The 16,468-nt window shown below is 69.9% G+C and carries 16 protein-coding genes; 4 read left to right on the top strand and 12 right to left on the bottom strand.

Translation table 11 applies throughout. The annotated features are described in order from the left end of the window. Positions 1 to 30: 30 nt before the first annotated feature. Genes AB0N66_RS09130 through AB0N66_RS09110 form a run of 5 tightly spaced genes read right to left on the bottom strand, consistent with a single transcriptional unit; the run spans position 31 to position 4,196 of the window. Positions 31 to 1,002: an ABC transporter substrate-binding protein gene (locus tag AB0N66_RS09130; RefSeq protein WP_365430587.1), complete on the bottom strand. Its 972-nt coding sequence runs from the start codon at positions 1,000 to 1,002 to the stop codon at positions 31 to 33. Beyond that, a complete protein-coding gene (locus AB0N66_RS09125) occupies positions 999 to 1,715 on the bottom strand; it encodes an ABC transporter ATP-binding protein (RefSeq protein ID WP_365430585.1) in 717 nt (238 codons plus the stop codon). The genes AB0N66_RS09130 and AB0N66_RS09125 overlap by 4 nt, the downstream gene beginning before the upstream one ends. 2 nt (positions 1,716 to 1,717) lie before the next feature. Then, positions 1,718 to 2,614 (bottom strand): ABC transporter permease, encoded by an 897-nt coding sequence (locus AB0N66_RS09120; protein ID WP_365430583.1) that lies wholly within the window; start codon positions 2,612 to 2,614, stop codon positions 1,718 to 1,720. A gap of 23 nt (positions 2,615 to 2,637) precedes the next feature. After that, positions 2,638 to 3,486 (bottom strand): sulfurtransferase, encoded by an 849-nt coding sequence (locus AB0N66_RS09115; RefSeq protein WP_365430581.1) that lies wholly within the window; start codon positions 3,484 to 3,486, stop codon positions 2,638 to 2,640. Beyond that, positions 3,483 to 4,196 (bottom strand): lysophospholipase, encoded by a 714-nt coding sequence (locus AB0N66_RS09110; protein WP_365430579.1) that lies wholly within the window; start codon positions 4,194 to 4,196, stop codon positions 3,483 to 3,485. The genes AB0N66_RS09115 and AB0N66_RS09110 overlap by 4 nt, the downstream gene beginning before the upstream one ends. Before the next feature lie 362 nt (positions 4,197 to 4,558). Between AB0N66_RS09110 and AB0N66_RS09105 the strand changes: the two genes are divergently transcribed. Both AB0N66_RS09105 and AB0N66_RS09100 read left to right on the top strand, forming a co-directional pair. Continuing rightward, the gene (locus tag AB0N66_RS09105; RefSeq protein ID WP_365430577.1) at positions 4,559 to 5,407 is read left to right on the top strand and encodes a LysR family transcriptional regulator; all 849 of its coding nucleotides are present in this window, start codon (positions 4,559 to 4,561) and stop codon (positions 5,405 to 5,407) included. 133 nt (positions 5,408 to 5,540) lie between these two features. Then, the gene (locus tag AB0N66_RS09100; protein WP_365430575.1) at positions 5,541 to 6,695 is read left to right on the top strand and encodes a hypothetical protein; all 1,155 of its coding nucleotides are present in this window, start codon (positions 5,541 to 5,543) and stop codon (positions 6,693 to 6,695) included. Positions 6,696 to 6,712: 17 nt separating this feature from the next. On the opposite strand, the gene AB0N66_RS09095 is transcribed toward AB0N66_RS09100, so the two are convergent. The 5 genes from AB0N66_RS09095 to AB0N66_RS09075 form a co-directional block, all read right to left on the bottom strand. Beyond that, entirely contained in the window at positions 6,713 to 7,105 is a 393-nt protein-coding gene (locus AB0N66_RS09095; protein ID WP_365430574.1) for a MarR family transcriptional regulator, read from the bottom strand. A gap of 93 nt (positions 7,106 to 7,198) precedes the next feature. After that, complete coding sequence (locus AB0N66_RS09090; protein ID WP_365430572.1) at positions 7,199 to 8,230, bottom strand: LacI family DNA-binding transcriptional regulator; 1,032 nt, start codon at positions 8,228 to 8,230, stop codon at positions 7,199 to 7,201. Next, entirely contained in the window at positions 8,227 to 9,132 is a 906-nt protein-coding gene (locus tag AB0N66_RS09085) for a carbohydrate ABC transporter permease (RefSeq protein ID WP_365430570.1), read from the bottom strand. The genes AB0N66_RS09090 and AB0N66_RS09085 overlap by 4 nt, the downstream gene beginning before the upstream one ends. Beyond that, on the bottom strand, positions 9,129 to 10,052 hold the full coding sequence (locus AB0N66_RS09080) for a sugar ABC transporter permease (RefSeq protein WP_365430568.1): 924 nt from the start codon (positions 10,050 to 10,052) through the stop codon (positions 9,129 to 9,131). Before AB0N66_RS09080 ends, AB0N66_RS09085 begins: the two co-directional genes overlap by 4 nt. Continuing rightward, positions 10,049 to 11,371 carry an extracellular solute-binding protein gene (locus AB0N66_RS09075; RefSeq protein WP_365430566.1) on the bottom strand — a complete coding sequence of 441 codons (1,323 nt, stop codon included), beginning with the start codon at positions 11,369 to 11,371 and terminating at the stop codon, positions 10,049 to 10,051. The genes AB0N66_RS09080 and AB0N66_RS09075 overlap by 4 nt, the downstream gene beginning before the upstream one ends. A 184-nt stretch (positions 11,372 to 11,555) precedes the next feature. Between AB0N66_RS09075 and AB0N66_RS09070 the strand changes: the two genes are divergently transcribed. Next, the gene (locus AB0N66_RS09070; RefSeq protein ID WP_365430564.1) at positions 11,556 to 13,577 is read left to right on the top strand and encodes a beta-galactosidase; all 2,022 of its coding nucleotides are present in this window, start codon (positions 11,556 to 11,558) and stop codon (positions 13,575 to 13,577) included. Positions 13,578 to 13,755: 178 nt separating this feature from the next. Here the strand turns inward: AB0N66_RS09070 and AB0N66_RS09065 are convergent, their stop codons facing one another. Then, positions 13,756 to 14,487 carry an aspartate/glutamate racemase family protein gene (locus tag AB0N66_RS09065; protein WP_365430562.1) on the bottom strand — a complete coding sequence of 244 codons (732 nt, stop codon included), beginning with the start codon at positions 14,485 to 14,487 and terminating at the stop codon, positions 13,756 to 13,758. Further along, positions 14,484 to 15,269 carry an aspartate/glutamate racemase family protein gene (locus AB0N66_RS09060; protein ID WP_365430560.1) on the bottom strand — a complete coding sequence of 262 codons (786 nt, stop codon included), beginning with the start codon at positions 15,267 to 15,269 and terminating at the stop codon, positions 14,484 to 14,486. Before AB0N66_RS09060 ends, AB0N66_RS09065 begins: the two co-directional genes overlap by 4 nt. A 204-nt stretch (positions 15,270 to 15,473) precedes the next feature. Between AB0N66_RS09060 and AB0N66_RS09055 the strand changes: the two genes are divergently transcribed. After that, positions 15,474 to 16,421 carry a D-2-hydroxyacid dehydrogenase gene (locus AB0N66_RS09055; protein WP_365430558.1) on the top strand — a complete coding sequence of 316 codons (948 nt, stop codon included), beginning with the start codon at positions 15,474 to 15,476 and terminating at the stop codon, positions 16,419 to 16,421. Positions 16,422 to 16,468 lie beyond the last annotated feature (47 nt).

The raw sequence follows: 16,468 nt of genomic DNA, 5'->3' as shown, positions 1-16,468 counted from the left end.
TCGCTGTCACAGGTGACTTGCTTCCAAAGGTCACTTGAGGACGGACGTGTCGGCCGACTTCGCCACGTCGACGTTCGGTTCCAGTACGCCGATGCCGTTCATGAGGTCGGCGACGTCCTGGACCTTGGAGGTCACCTCGGAGGTGATGGGGAGAACCTTGCTGTAGGCGGATGTGGAGAGCGTTTTCGCGACCGAGGGGTCGGCGCCGTTCAGCTTCACGATGGCGTCCGCGTACGCGGTCTGGTTCGTGTCCGTCCACTCCAGGGCCGTACCGAGGCGCTTGAGGAAGTCTCCGAGCGCGGTCTTCTTCGCCGGGCTCGCGAGGGCCTTCTCGGAGGCGCCGATGAAGCCGTATCCACTGATGCGTCCGTCGGTGCCGTCGACGAGGAGCCGGCCCTCCTGTTGCAGACCGACGGCCATGTACGTCCCGAAGGTCGCCCAGACCCCGATCTTCCCGGAGACGAAAGCCGCCTGCGCGTCGGTCGGCAGGAGGTACTGCACCTTCACGTCGGAGTAGTTGAGGCCGTTCTGCTGCAGGACGTTGGCCAGCAGGTACTCGGCGATGCTGCCCTTCGCCGAGGACACCACGACCGTCTTGCCCTTGAGGTCCTTGACGCTCTTCACGTCGGAGTTCTTGGGAACGATGATCCCGGTGCTGTGGCCGTCGTTCTTGAGCGCGGCGATGTTCTTGAACTTGACGCCGCCGCTGAGCGCCTGGAGGGCGGGCAGATCGGCGGAGTACGCGGTGTCGGTGGCGCCCGCCTGGACGGCCTGGTAGAGCGGCGCGGCGCCCTCGAACTCGGCCCACTTCACCTTGTACTTGGCGCCCTTGAGGGCGCCGGAGGCGTCGAAGATGGTCTGCAGTGTCTTGGCCTGGTCGCCGATGGTCAGGGTGACGTCGTCCTGGCTGGTGGCCGTGTCCGCGGAGGAGTCGGCGCCGCAGGCGGTCAGCGCCAGCAGTGCGGTGACGCTCAGGGCGGCGGCTGCGATTCTGCGTATCACGAGGGGGTTCCTTCGAGGGTGGGGGTGACACCGAGCCAGCCGAGGACGCGGGCGCGGAGGGTGACGAACTCGGGGGCGGTGAGATCGCGGGGGCGGGGCAGGTCGACGGTGAGGTCGTGGGCGATGCGCCCCTCGTCCATCACCAGCACCCGGTCGGCGAGCAGCAGCGCCTCCTCAACGTCATGCGTGACCAGGAGGATCGCGCAGCCGTGCCGCTTCCACAGCTCGCCCACCAACTGCTGCACCTTGCCCCGGGTCAGCGCGTCCAGCGCGCCGAACGGCTCGTCCAGGAGCAGGAGTTCGGGCTCGCGGACGAGAGCGCGGGCGAGTGAGACGCGCTGTGCCTGACCGCCGGAGAGGGTCTTGGGCCAGACGGTCGCGCGTTCCGCGATGCCGACCTCGTCGAGCGCCTTGTCGGCAAGCGCGCGGTCGGGGCGGCCGGGCAGCCCGAGGACGACATTGCGCCACACCTTCAGCCAGGGCAGCAGCCGAGGAGACTGGAACGCGGCACTGCGCCGCGCGGGCACGGTCACCTCGCCGCCGATCTCGTCGTCGAGCCCGGCGAGGATGCGCAGCAGCGTCGACTTGCCGCAGCCACTGTGTCCGAGGAGGGCCACGAACTCGCCCTCGCGGATGTCGAGGTCGAGGTCGTGCAGGACGGTGTTGCCGTCGAAGGCCCGTGAAAGCCCCCGTATTTCCACGCTGTTGGTCATGATCAGACCTCGCCCTCGAAGTTGGCGCGCCAGGTCAGCAGGCGGCGCGAGAGAACCCGTACGGCGAAGTCGCAGGCCAGACCGAGCAGCGCGTACACAGCGAGGCAGAGCACGATGATGTCCGTGCGGAAGTACTGCTGGGCGTTGCTCATCAGATAGCCGAGACCCGCGTCGGCGTTGATCTGCTCCGCGAAGACGAGCGCGAGCCAAGCGGTGGAGAGCGCGTACCGCAGGCCCACGAGTGCCCCCGGGAGCGCGCTCGGCAGGATCACGTATCGGATGAGGCCCAGCCTGCCGAGCCCCATCATTCGTGCCGCTTCGACGAGTTGGGAGTCGGTGGACCGGATGCCGCCGTAGATGTTGAAGTACAGCGGGTAGGTGACGCCGAGTGCGACGAGCGCGATCTTCGGGGTCTCGTCGATGCCGAACCAGACGATGAACAGCGGGATCAGACCCACCCACGGGATCGCCCGGAACATGCCCATCGACGAGTCGATGACGTCCTCGCCGAGCCGGAACAGCCCGGCCAGCAGGGAGAGGCCCAGCGCGATCGTCGCGCCGATCAGGAACCCGATGGCGGCCCGGCGTCCCGACGCGGCGATGGCTCTGGGCAGTTCACCGTCCTTGGTCAGATCCACGGCCTGGCGCAGTACGTCCACGGGCGAGGCGAGCACGGACTCGGGGAGGACGCCCGTTGCCGAGGCCAGGAACCACAGGAGTACGAGCCCGACGGGGCCGGAGGCGCGGCGCACTGAGCGGGGGACGGTGAAGCGGCGGGTGGAGCGGGCGGTGCCACGGATGATGACGCGGGGCGTGCTCTTGGGGGCCGGAGCGGCGGGGGTGTCGGGGGTGGGGGCGGGCAGCACGGCTGGTGCCGGGCTCAGGGGTTTCGTCGTCATGGCGGGGTTCCTCTCGCGTCGCCTCAGGACGGCAGGGGGCCGGTCGCGGCGGGGCGTGCGGGATCGGCGGACCAGGCGGACCAGGAGCCGGCGAAGAGGGTCGCCTCGTAACCGGCTATGGCGAGTGCGGCGATCTGATGGGCTGCGGTGACGCCGGAACCGCAGTAGACGCCGATACGCGCGGTCGCGTCGGCACCCTTGTCCGCGAACCTCTTGCGCAGCTCGTCGGGCGGCAGGAAGGTACCGTCCGCCGCGAGGTTCTCCCCGGTCGGCGCGGAGACCGCACCCGGGATGTGGCCGGCGCGCGGGTCCACCGGCTCGACCTCACCGCGGTATCGCTCGGCAGCGCGGGCGTCCAGCAGCAGCCCCGTCGTGGCGAGGTCGGCGGCCCCGTCCACGTCGATGGTCTGGAGACTGTCGGGACTCAGGACGACGTCACCCGGCGGCGGATCGGCGGGTGTGCCCGACTCCAGCGGCAGTCCGGCCGACCGCCACGCGCCCAACGCCCCGTCCAGGAGCGTCACGTCGGCCACCCCGGCGTAGCGCAGCAGCCACCACGCCCGGGCCGCGGCCGTGTTCCCCAAGTCGTCGTACACGACGACCGGTTGACCGGCCCGCACACCCCACCTCCGTGCCGCCGCCCGCAGATCATCGAGATCCGGCAGCGGATGGCGTCCGCCCTCCGGACTCGGCGGTGCGGCCAACTCGGTGTCCAGGTCGACATACACGGCGCCGGGGATGTGCGCGTCCACGTAGTGGTCGCGGCCGTGCGGATCACCGAGCGCCCAGCGGACGTCGAGGACCGCGGGCGGTTCGGCGGAGCGCAGCAGGGCGTCGAGCTCGGCGACAGTCGTCGTCACCCGGGCGGTCATGCGAGGCCCTCGGCGATCAGGGGCAGCTCGGAGGAGAGGCGCAGCCGCTCCAGGAAGAGGACCACCGTGGCGGCGACCGTGCGGTGCTGGGCGTCGTTCAGTACGTCATGACGGCCGCCGTCGAACGTCACGGTCCGCACTCCGGGGTGGCCCGCATACAGGCTCAGCGCCTGGTCGAGGGGGCTGACCGTGTCGTCGGCGCCGTGCAGGGCGAGGACCGGGACGCGCAGGAGACCGAGGCGCAGCTCCGGCAGATCGACCGTCGCGTCGAGTGCTCCGCGCCGGAAGTCCGGGTCGTTCGTGAGCCGGCCCTGGTGCGTGGTGCAGGCGGTGCGGGCCTGGACTTCGGCGTCCCAGCTGCCGGACTCCCAGGAGACGGTCGGCAGACCGACGAGGATCAGCGCGTCGATCCCCGGCGTCTGCTCGGCGACCAGGTGGGCGGCGTACCAGGCACCGGTGTCCGAACCGACCAGCACCTTCGGGCCGGGCAGCGACTCGTCGGCGAGGAGCTTGGCGGCCTGGTCCAGCACCGACGGGTCGGTGCCGGCATCGCCGAGGGCGCGTACGCGGTAGGCGTCGAAGCCGAGCCGGCGGCCGAACCGCTCGTACAGGCCGCCGTGCTCACCGCGCCCGGCCAGCACGATGAGCGTGCCGCGTGCGGCGAGGCCTTCGGGTTCGTTCCAGGAGGACAGGGCTGGGGATGCGGGCATGAGGGGGTGACTCCCTTGGCGGGGCGGGGCAGCGTGGGGGATGGACATACGGAGGTACGAGGGCGCGGCTCAGGACCGTTGTCACGTGTCATACGCGCAACCAGAAGTGGCTCGCGGGAAGTGTGAGTGCCGAACGCCTCAGAAAGGGCAGGCGGCGGAGTGCTTCAGCAGGTCAGCGACAGCGCGCGCTGCACGCCACGCCGAAGTCGATGACTCGGCGCTGCGTCAGGAAGGCAGCGGAAGCGGTGGCATGAAGCATGGCCTCATCATGACTGGCCGTGGCCGCGCACGTCCAACGACGATTCCGCATCGAAATCGATCAGCAATCGCGATCGGTGCCGGAATCGGGCTACGTTCGCAGCATGTCCCAACCTGTGCTCGACATCGTGGCCCTCCGCAGCCTGACCGCGATAGCCGACTGCGGCGGCTTCCATCGCGCGGCCCACTCCCTCGCCCTCAGCCAGTCCGCGGTCAGCCAGCACGTGCGCAGATTGGAGAAGACGCTGGGCCGCGCGGTCGTCGAGCGTGAGGGCCGCGGGATGCGCTTCACCACCGACGGACGCCTGCTGGTGGAGCAGGCCCGCCGGATCCTCGCCGTCCACGACGAGGCCGTACGCGCCCTCCTCGACGTGGACGGCGACACCGTGACCATCGGTTCCACCGAGCATGCCGCCGACCAGTTCCTGCCCCGGCTCACCGCGGCCGTGCAGGCGGTGCGGCCCGGCTGCCGGGTGCGCTTCCGCATCGACCGCTCGGCACGCCTCGTCGAGGCTGTGGAGCGGGGCAGCGTGGACGTCGCGGTGTATGTCACCGAGGCCGCCGCCACCGAGGGCACTCCGGTCGGCGGCCTGCCGCTCACCTGGCACGCCACACCCGGCTGGACGCCGCCCGGCACCCCCGATCCCGTGCCGCTGGTCGCCATCGAGGACCCCTGCGCGATCCGCCGCCGGGCCATCGCGACCCTGGCCGCGCACGGCGTCGCGGCCAGGGTGGTGGGCGACGCGGGGTATCTCGCGGGCGTCCTCGACATCGCGCGCACCGGTCAGGGCGTGGCCCTGCTCGCCGCGGTCGGACCCGCGCCGGACGGCCTGACACCGTACGACGGGCTGCCCCCGGTCACCCCGATCCCCATGAGCGCGCTGGCCCGCCGCGGCGCGGACCCGGCGACGGTCACGGCCGCGTTCGACGCCGTACGGGATCTGCTGCGGTGACGCGGGGCGGATGACACGGGGCGCGTGACGCAGGGCGGATGACGCAGGGCCGACGACGCGGGGGTGAGGACACAAGGCGGACGACGCAAGGCGCGTGACCTGAGGCTCAGGTGCACAGCGTGACAATGACCCCATGAAATGGATCTCGGGTGTGGCCGGGACACTGCTCCTGGTGGTGGTTCTCGTCAGCGTGCTGCGTACTCTCGTGGTGCCCCGCGGGCTCTACTCCTCGCTGGTGATCCGCTGGTGGCGCTCCCTTCGGCTGCTTCTGCGGCTCGCCGCTCCGGGCGGCAGTTACTCCGCCCACGACCGTGCGCAGACCTGGCTGGCCCCGCTGATGCTGGTCGGCATGCTGGCGACCTGGCTCGGCGGGGCGCTGCTCGGCTTCGGGCTCCTGCTGCACGCCGTGTCGACGCTGACCTGGACCAATGCCGTTCGAGAGGCCGGTTCCAGTCTGTTCACGCTCGGCTTCGCCAGTGGTGACCGGCTGCATCTGTCGGTCGTGGACTTCCTGGCGGCGGCCACGGGACCGGTCGTGATCGCGCTGCAGATCGCCTATCTGCCGACGCTGTACGCCGCCTACAACCGCCGGGAACTGGAGGTGACCCTGCTCCAGTCGCGCGCGGGCGAACCTGCCTGGGGGCCGGAGATCCTGGCCCGGCAGTGGCTGGTCGACACCGAGACCGCACTGCCCGAGCTGTACAGGGCCTGGGAGCGGCTCGCCTCGGACATCGGTGAGAGCCATTCCACGTACCCGATTCTGCTGACGTTCCGTTCACCGCGGCCCTACCGCAGCTGGATCGTCGGGCTTGTCGCCGTCATGGACGCCGCCGCCATGCAGCTCTCCCTCGCGCCGAGCAGTGCCCCGCCCGAGGCCCGCCTGGTGCTGCGCGCGGGCTTCACCGCGCTGCGCGATGTCGCCCGCGCGCTGCGCTTCGGCTTCGACACCGACCCGAACCCGGACGCGCCGATCCAGCTCACCTTCGCGGAGTTCGAGGCGGCAGTGGCGATGACCGAGGCGGCCGGGTTCCCCGCGGAGCGGTCGGCGAAGCAGGCGTGGCCGCACTTCCACGGCTGGCGGGTCAACTACGAGGCGATCGCCTACGAGTTGTGCCGTCGTTGTGACGCGGTACCCGCTGTGTGGACCGGGCCGCGGGACTTCGCCGCCGGCCCGGTCGGTCCGCTACGGCCGATGGACCGGCGCCCGGGCGGCGAGGGACGTTCGGGTAGCGAGGGGCACTCGGGCAGCGAGGGGCGCCCGGAACAACGCCCGCCTTCCGCCGGATAACCGGCCCCGGCTCGGTGCTATCCGTCCAACATGCGGGCGAGGGCGGCGCGTTGCAGTGGGTGTACCTCGGTGTGCAGGTCGTGTCCCTTTGCGGTGAGCGCCACCCACACTCCGCGCCGGTCGTCCTCGCAGAGGGTGCGCTCCACCAGGCCGTCCCTCTCCAACCGCCCGATGAGGCGGGACAGCGCGCTCTGGCTCAGATGGACACGGTCGGCGATGTTCTGCACACGGCACTGCGCTCCGGGCTCCGCGGCCACGCCCGAGGCGAGGATGTCGAGGACCTCGAAGTCGCTGGCGCCGAGACCGTAGGGATGCAGCTCGCGGTCGATCTCGCACATCGTGCGCGCGTGCACCGAGAGGATGTCCCGCCACTGGTCCTCAAGCCGAGCGCCCGGAGTATTCGCTGCCATAACTTAACGGTAACAGAGATCCGGCCAGTAATTGAGCGTGCAACTAGTGCAGCTGCATCCAGTCGCCGCGCGGCGACTGGATGCACGCGTTGCCTAGGTCGATTCCCGTCGCACCAGCTCCGTAGGCAGGATCACCGCCGCCGGATCCTCGCCCCCGATCTGCGCGAGCAGCACCCGCACCATCTCTGCGCTGATGCGGTCCCAGGGCTGGCGGATGGTGGTGAGGGCGGGCGTGGCCGCGGTGGCCGCGGGGGAGTCGTCGAAGCCGCCGACCGACACGTCCTCGGGGACACGGCGACCGGCCTTGCGCAACGCGGCAAGGACGCCCTGCGCCATCAGGTCGGAGGCGACGAACACGGCGTCCATGTCCGGTACCCGCGCCAGGAGTTGCTCGGCGCCCGCTTCGCCGCTCGCCCGGCTGTAGTCCCCGGAGACGACAAGCCTGTCGTCCGCCTCGATGCCCGCCTCGGCGAGCACCTCCCGGTAGCCCGCGAGACGTTCGACACCGCCCGGGGTGTCGAGCGGGCCCGTGACCATGCCGATCCGGCGGCGGCCGAGGGACAGCAGGTGTTTCACCATGTCACGGGCGCCGTCCCGGTCGTCCGCGGCGACGTAACTCACCTTGGACCCCATGCCGATCGGCTTGCCGCAGGCGACCAACGGCACGCCCGCCTCCCGCAGTTCCTCTGCCACCGGGTCACCGGAGTGGCTGGAGACCAGCAGTACGCCGTCGACATGGCCCGCGGTGATGTACCGCGTGATGCGCCGCCGTTCGTCCTTCGTGCCGGCAAGCATCAACAGGAGTGGTACGTCGTGCGCGGCCAGCGCCTGTGTACAGCCGCGCAGCAGGACGTTGAAGTTGGGGTCCTCGAAGAACCGCTCCTGAGGTTCCGTCAGCAGGAAGCCGATCGAGTCCGAGCGGCCGGTGATCAGCGAGCGGGCGTGCCGGTTCACGACGTAACCCGTCCTGCGGATGGCGGCGTTCACCGCTTCCTGGGCCGCGGGGCTGACGTAGTGCCCGCCGTTGAGCACACGCGACACCGTGCCCCTGGACACACCCGCCTCGCGCGCGACGTCATGAATCGTCGGCGGTCTGCGCCGGCCCCCCGCGTTGGTCATGGTCACGACTTTACGGCTCCCGACAGCAGATCGAGACTCCAGAAACGCTGGATGACCAGGAACAGCGCGACCAGCGGGATGATCGCGAGCAGCGCGCCGGTGATCACCAGCGTGTACAGCGCCGGGGTGTTGGAGCCCTGTTCGAGAAGCGTGAACAGACCGAGCGTGATCGGGAACTTCTCGTCGTCGCTGAGCATGATGTACGGCAGCAGGAAGTTGTTCCACACCGCCACGAACTGGAACAGGAACACGGTCACCAGGCCGGGCACCATCATCGGCAGCGCGATCCGGGTGAAGATCCGCCACTCGCTCGCGCCGTCCATCCGCCCTGCCTCGACCACGTCACCCGGCACGGCCGCGGCGGCGTAGATCCGGGCGAGATAGACGCCGTACGGGGAGAGGACGAGAGGCAGGAGCACGGACGCGTACGAGTCCGTCAGGTCCGCCTTCGCCAGCAGCAGGTACTGGGGGATCGCGAGGATCACCGGCGGCATCAGCACCCCGGCCATCAGGATGCCGAAGATGGTCTCGCGGCACCGGAAGCGGTACATCGCGAGCGCGTAGCCGCTGACCGCCGAGACGGCCGTCGACAGAAGGGCGCCGAGACCGGCGTACAGGGCCGAGTTGCCCATCCACTTCCAGTAGATGCCGTCGCGGTAGGCGTTGAGATCCCGCACGTTCTGGGTGAAACCGGTGCCCGGCAGGAAGGTGAAGGTGGAGAACAGTTCGCTGCCCGACTTGGTGGCCGCGATCACCACCCAGGCGACGGGCAGCAGACAGTAGAGCGCGCCGAGCAGTAGCGTCAGCGTCGGGACGAAGGCGATACGGCGGCGCGGCGGCGGCCCTTGGGCGGTCCCGGGTGTCGTACCCGCGGCCGGTGCAGCCTTACGCAGGGCAAGAGAACTCATCGTGCTTCCTCCTGCTTGTTACGGGAGTTCGCGGCGCGCAGGAATCCGAAGGACAGGACGAGGGTGATGACGGCGATGAGCGCGGCCTCCGCGGCGGCGGAGTAGATGTCACCCCTGCCGAAGGCGTCCTCGTACACCTTCATCAGCGGACTCCAGGTCGTGGAGACGGAGTTGGTGAGCGGTTTGAGGGTGGTCGGCTCGCTGAAGACCTGGAGCGTCGCGATGATCGAGAAGAAGAAGGTGAGCACCAGCGAGGGCGCCACCATCGGGATCTTGATCCGCAGCGCGATCTGCAGCGGTGTGGCGCCGTCGAGCTTCGCCGCCTCGTACACCTCGGCCGGGATGGCCCGCAGCGAGGTGTAGATGACGATCATGTTGAAGCCGGTGCCGCCCCAGACCGCGATGTTCGAGAGGGCGATGTACAGCGGACCGCCGTCCAGCAGGTCCGGCTGCGGCATGCCCAACTTGTCGAGGACGAAGTAGAAGGGGCTGACGTCCGGGAGGTAGAGGAAGCCCCAGAGCAGCGCGGCGACGACGCCCGGAATGGCGTACGGCAGGAAGATCGCGAGCCGGGTGAAGGGGGTGAGACGCACCCTGTCCGTGTCGAGCATCAGCGCGAAGAGCAGCGCCAGGCCGAGCATCACCGGGATCACGATGGCGCCGTAGCCCACCACGCGCAGCGCGCCGTCGAGCAGCTCGGAGTCGCTGAGCGCGTCGGTGTAGTTCTCCAGACCCGCCCACACCTCCTTGCGGGCACCGGCGCCCAGGCCGAGGCCCGAGACCTGGGCCTTGTGGAGGCTCAGCCAGAGCGCGTATCCGATGGGCAGCGCGAAGAAGAGGGCGAAGAGGATCGTCGCGGGGAGAAGGAAGGCGTACGGGGCCCCCTTGACCCCGTACGACTTCCGGCGTGCCTTGGTCACTGGGCGACCCCGAAGCCCTGCTTCTTGAGGTCGGCGACCGTGTCGTCCTGCATGGACTTCAGGGCGGCACCGAAGTCCGACTTGTCCTTGGCGGCGGCGCCGAAGGCGTCCCGGAAGGTCGTGTAGGCGACGTTCACGTTCGGGCCCCAGGCGGACGGCGCGGTGGTCTTCGCGATCTCGGAGGCCTTGGCGTAGAAGTCGGCCTGGTTGGAGAAGAAGGCCGGGGGCTCGGCGAACGCGCCACCGGTCTGCGCGCTCGTGGCGGCCGGGTAGATGCCACCTTCCTTCGCCATCGCGGCCACCGCCGTCGGGTCCGTGTTCAGCCAGGCGGCGAACTTCGCGGCGGCGGACTTGTTCTTGGAGTCGGTGGTCACCGCGGTGGACGAACCGCCCCAGCTCCCCGTGACGTTGTCACCGGCCGACCACTGCGGCAGCGGCGCCATCGCCCACTTGCCCTCGGTGTCGGGAGCCGCGGTGGTGAGGGTGCCCGGCGCCCACACGGCACTCATCCAGGCGATCTGCTTGCCGGTGTTCAGCGCCTTGTTCCAAGACGGCGTGTACATCGGCTGGTTGTCGATCGCGCCCTCCTTGACGAGACCGCCCCAGAAGTCGGCGACCTTCCGCGTCGCCGCGTCGTCGATCCCGACCTTCCACTTCTCGCCCTCGGTCGTCCACCACTTGGCGCCGGCCTGCTGCGCGAGACCGGCGAACAGGCCGGAGTCGTTGGCCGAGAACGTGGTCAGGTCCCTGTCCGGGGCCTTCTCCTTGAGCGCGCGGGCGGTCTCCGCGAACTCCTCCCAGGTGGTGGGAACCGTCAGGTCGTACTGCTTGAAGAGGTCTTCGCGGTAGTAGAACATCATCGGCCCGATGTCCTGCGGGACCGCGTACACCGCGTCCGTGCCCAGCGTCGTCTGCTGCCAGACCCCCTCGGCGAACTTGTCCTTCGCGCCGTCCACATCACCCGATATGTCGGCGAGGGCGTCGTTGCTGACCAGTGTCGGCAGCGCCTGGTACTCGGCCTGCACCAGGTCCGGCGCCTTGTTCGCCTTGTGCGCGGTGAGGATCTTGGTGACCAGCGTGTCGCCGGACGCCTGCTTCTTCACCGTCACGGTGATCTGCTGCTCTTTGCCCGGCCCCTTGTTCCACAGGTCCACGACCTTGTCCATGCCCGGCGCCCAGGTCCAGTACGTCAGAGACGCGGGACCGGACTGGGCGTCGCTCGTGTCGTCGTCGGACGAGCCGCAGGCCGCCAGCGCGGTGGCGCCGAGCGCGACGGCGATGGTGGTGGCCACGAGGCGGCTGTGCTTCGTGATGGGCATGGTTGTTCTCCCCTGACCTGGGCCCCCGCCTGCTGCGGACGACCTGTCATGCTTCTGTGAGCGTTCACAGTAGAGAAACATCCCGGACACTTGTCAATGGTTGATGCTGTGCGGTTATGTTGGGCTCTCGCCGACGGCGATGTCTGTGCACGTTCCCAAATGATCGACCAAACGGGAGAGATCCATGCCGGAGACCACCCCCAAGGGCCTCACCAGGCTCGCCTTCGGTGGGGACTACAACCCGGAGCAGTGGCCGGAACGCCTCTGGCCGGAAGACGTGCAGCTGATGCGCGAGGCGGGCGTCACGATGGTGAGCGTCGGGATCTTCTCCTGGGCGCTGCTCGAACCGGCGCCGGGCACCTACGACTTCGGCTGGCTGGATCGCGTACTCGACCTGCTGCACGAGAACGGGATACGCGCCGACCTCGGTACGCCGACGGTGGCGCCGCCCGCCTGGTTCTACCGCGAACACCCCGACGCGCTGCCCGTGACCGCCGACGGAACCCGCTACGAGTTCGGCTCACGCGGCGCCATCTGCCACAGCAACACCCACTACCGCGCCGCCGCCGCGAACATCGCCACCCAACTTGCCACCCGGTACGCCGACCACCCCGCGCTCGCCATGTGGCACGTCCACAACGAATACGGCGTGCCCGTCTCGGCCTGCTACTGCGAGTCCTGCGCCGCACACTTCCGCCACTGGCTCACCCGGGCCCACGGAACCATCGACGCGCTCAACGAGGCCTGGGGCACCGCCTTCTGGGGCCAGCGCTACACCGACTTCGACCAGATCAACCCGCCGCGCGTGACGCCGACCGTCGGCAACCCGGGCCAGGCGCTCGACTACAAGCGGTTCGCCGACGCCACCCTGCGCGAGAACTTCGTGGCCGAGCGGGACATCCTGCACCGCCTCGCACCCGGCATCCCGGTCACCACCAACTTCATGACGGCCCTGAGCCAGTGCGACTCCATCGACTACTGGGCCTGGGGCCGCGAGGTCGACCTCGTCACCAACGACCACTATCTGATCACCGACGGCCGCCGCACCCACGTGAACCTGGCGATGTCCGCCGACCTCACCCGCTCGGTCGGCGGCGGCGCCCCCTGGCTGCTGCTCGAGCACTCCACGTCCGGCGTCAACTGGCAGCCCCGCAACCCCGCGAAGGGACCCGGCCAGATGGCCCGCAACTCCCTCGCGCATGTCGCGCGCGGCTCCGACGGCGCCATGTTCTTCCAGTGGCGGCAGTCCCGGCGCGGCGCCGAGAAGTTCCACTCCTCGATGCTGCCGCACGCCGGAACGGACTCCCGTGTGTGGCGCGAGGTCGTCGAACTCGGCGCGTCTGTCGACTCGTTGGCCATGGTCAAGGGGACCCGCACCGTCGCCGACGCCGCCGTGCTCTGGGACTGGCAGTCCTGGTGGGCGCAGAACCTCCAGTGGCGGCCGAGCGAGGACCACGACCCGCGCGAGCGCGCCGACGCGTTCTACGAGGCGCTCTACGACCGCCACCTCACGGTCGACTTCGCCCACCCGGAAGCCGATTTGTCGGCGTATCCCCTTGTCGTCGTGCCCGCCCTGTATCTGATGACCGAGGCCGCCGGGAACAACGTCAGGGAGTACGTCGAGAACGGCGGCACCCTCGTCGTCTCGTACTTCTCCGGAATCGTCGACGAGCACGACGCCGTGCACGAGGGCCCCTACCCGGGCGCCCTTCGTGACGTACTCGGCCTGGCCGTCGAGGAGTTCTCGCCGCTCCTCCAAGGCGAGAACGTCCGTATCACCGGGCCCGACGGCTCCGGACTCACCGGCGACGTGTGGACCGAGTTCGTCGTCCCGCGCACCGCCGAGACCGTCTGGACGTACGCCGACGGGCTCACCGCCGGCCACCCGGCCGTCACCCGGAACCGCCTCGGCGAGGGCTCGGCCTGGTACGTCTCCACCCGTCTTGGCGCCCCGGGCCTGGACGCCCTGATCGGCTGGGCGGCCGACGACGCGCGCATCGCACCGCGCGCCGACCTGCCCCGCGATGTCGAAGTGGTGCGCCGCACCGGTGAGTCCGGCACGTACGTCTTCGCCATCAACCACACCGCGTCGGACGCCAAGGTGCCGCTGGAGGCGCACGGCACCGAACTCCTCACGGGCGAACGGGCCGCGGGCCGGCTCGCGGTGCCCGCGGGGGCGGTCCGGGTCGTACGGCTCGACGGCTGAGCAGGTTTGTTCCTTTCGCCCCCGCCGCCCCTACCTGTCCCGTACCTGGGGGCTGCCGCCCCCAGACCCCCGCTGTCGGCCTGAACGGCCTCGTCCTCAAACGCCGGACGGGCTGAAACGGGGCGGAGCCCCGGAAGGATGGGACGGGTAGGGGCGGAGGGGGCGAAAAGCCCACCCCTCACACCTGTACCCGCGGCTCCCGCGTGAACAGTGCTCCCAGCTCGGGTGCGTTCACCCGGCGGTCTGTCAGGCGTAGGGCCTCCCAGACGGTGACCTGGTTCGCGGTGAGGACCGGCTTGCCTAGTTCCTTTTCGAGGGACGGGATGAAGGACGCGGTGTGCAGGGCCGTGTCGGGGAGGAGGATCGCGTCCGCGTCCGGGTGGTCGGCGGCGCGGGCGAGGGCGAGGGTCTCGGCCTCGCCCCAGGTACCGACCTCCGCGGCGGTGATGATCCCGGAGGCACGCACCGCGACCACCTCCACCCCGGCGTCCTTCAGGAACGCGGCGAAGAGGGCCGTGACGTCGTCCGGGTACGTCGCCGCGATCGCGACCCGGCGAACCCCCATCTCCCGTACCGCGTGCGCGAAGGCGAACGACGTGGAGGAGGCGGGCAGCCCGGCCGCGCGGGCGAGGGCACGGACCTGCTCGTGGGCGCCCGCCCAGCCGTATACGAAGCTGCCGCTGGTGCACGCCCACACCACCGCTTCGGCGCCCGACAGCCGCAGCTCCTCGACGCCCGCCACGAGCCGGTCCTGCGAGCCCATCTCCAGCAGCGCGTCCACGCGATGCGCGTCCTCGCCGATGTCCGTGTGAACGAGCGGCAGCCGGATGTCGCTGCCGAGCAGCTGCTCCATGCGCGGATAGTCGTCCTCGGCCGAATGGCCCGGGTAGAGGAATCCCAGTGCGGTCATGCCCAACCTTCCTGCTGGTTCTTTTCCGGCAGTACGGGACCCCGACGAGCCGACTCGTCCAGCAGCGCCTGATAGGGGCCCACCGCTCGGGTACCCAGATGCCGCAGGGCTGCCCACATCGTGACCTGGTTGGCCGAGATCACCGGGATCCGCAGCTCCGCCTCCAGCTGGGGGATGACGTCGTACGTCGGAAGGTTGGTGCAGCTGATGAAGAGCGCGTCGGCGGAGTCCAGGACGCTCGCGCGGGCCATTTCGACCACCTCGCGGTACGGGACCTTCCAGATATGGCTGGTCAGGCCCATGTACGCGCGGCCGGTGACGGTGATGCCCGCCTCCGAGAGGTACTCCTCCAGGGACTGCGTGACGGAGACCGTGTAGGGGGTGACGAGCGCGATACGGCGGGCACCCAGCTCGTCCAGCGCTTCGAGCAGGGCGCCCGAGGTGGTGAGCGAGGGGACCGCGCCGGCCCGTGTCATCGCCTCGCACATCGCGCGCTCGCCCGCGACACCGCCGACGAAACTGCCCGAGGTGCACGCGTACGCGATGATCTCGGGCGCGACCGCGTTCAGCGCGCGCACCGCGTCGCCGAGCGTCTCGTGCTCGGAGACCAGGCGGGCCAGATCCAGGCTGACCTCGACCGGCACGAACGGGGTGCGGGTCAGGTGCAGCGAGACGTCGTCCGGGACCCAGCGCCACAGTTCGCGGTCGAGGGCGAAATCGAAGGGGGCTACGACGCCGACACCGCGTTGCGGACGAGGTCCGCCGAGAAAGGAGACGTCCATGGCAGGCACCGGCCTCACGAAGGGAAACGGGTGAGCAACGGACCGTAGGCGGGTCCGTGTTGACGAAGGTAGGTTCGGGTGCGAGCGTGGTCAATCCGCGCATCTCAGACGGCTACGGCCCACCTTCACCTCTTCAGCGAAGCCCCCTTCGACGAAGCACCCCTCCAGAGAAGCGGACCCGTATTGCGAAACGGTTTCCCGACGATGCCCGATACGACTCTGCTTGTCCTCGACGCCGAACCACTCCCCCGCCTCGGCAAGCTCACCGGGCGGGTGCGGATCGAGCACGCCGACGCGTCCACGCTGGCCGACCGGTTGCCGGGTGCCGATGTGCTGCTCGTCTGGGACTTCAGCTCGCACGCCGTGCGCCACGCCTGGCCCGGTGCGGGTCCCAGACCGCGCTGGGTGCACACGGCGAGCGCGGGGGTCGACCACCTGATGTGCCCCGAACTCGCCGCGTCCGACACGGTGGTGACCAACGCGCGCGGAGTCTTCGACCAGCCGATCGCGGAGTACGTCGCCGCGCTGGTCCTCGCGATGGCCAAGGATCTGCCGAGGACTTGGGACCTGCAACGGCGGCGGGAGTGGCGGCACCGGGAGTCCCAGCGGGTGGCGGGCACCCGCGCGTGCGTGGTGGGTTCCGGACCGATCGGGCGGGCGATCGTCAAGTCCCTCAAGGCACTTGGCATCACCACGGCCCTGGTGGGGCGTACCCCGCGCACCGGTATCCACGGCCCCGAGGAGCTGGACCGGCTGATGGCGCGTGCCGACTGGGTGGTGTCCGCGGCGCCGCTCACCGAGGACACACACGGCATGTTCGACGCGCGGCGCTTCGGGATGATGCAGCCGTCGGCGCGGTTCATCAACGTCGGACGCGGGCAGCTCGTCGTCGAGGACGCACTCGTCGAGGCGCTGTCGAAGCGGTGGATCGCCGGAGCCGCGCTGGATGTCTTCCAGCATGAACCGCTCGGCGCCGAAAGCCCGTTGTGGGAGGTTCCCGGGCTGATCGCGTCTCCCCACATGAGCGGCGACACGATCGGCTGGCGCGACGAACTCGGCACGCAGTTCGTGGAGTTGTTCGAGCGCTGGGAGGCGGGGAAGCCTTTGGCGAACGCCGTCGACAAAAAGCGCGGGTACGTGCCCGGTCACTGAACTCCCGTCACCACACCCACCATGCTGAACTCCCTTTGGAGGGGCCG

Source organism: Streptomyces sp. NPDC093544 (genome assembly GCF_040683495.1).
In the GTDB taxonomy this organism is placed as follows: Bacteria; Actinomycetota; Actinomycetes; order Streptomycetales; family Streptomycetaceae; genus Streptomyces.
Note: the sequence above shows the minus strand (reverse complement) of the source record. Positions and strands in the feature narration are given on the sequence as shown.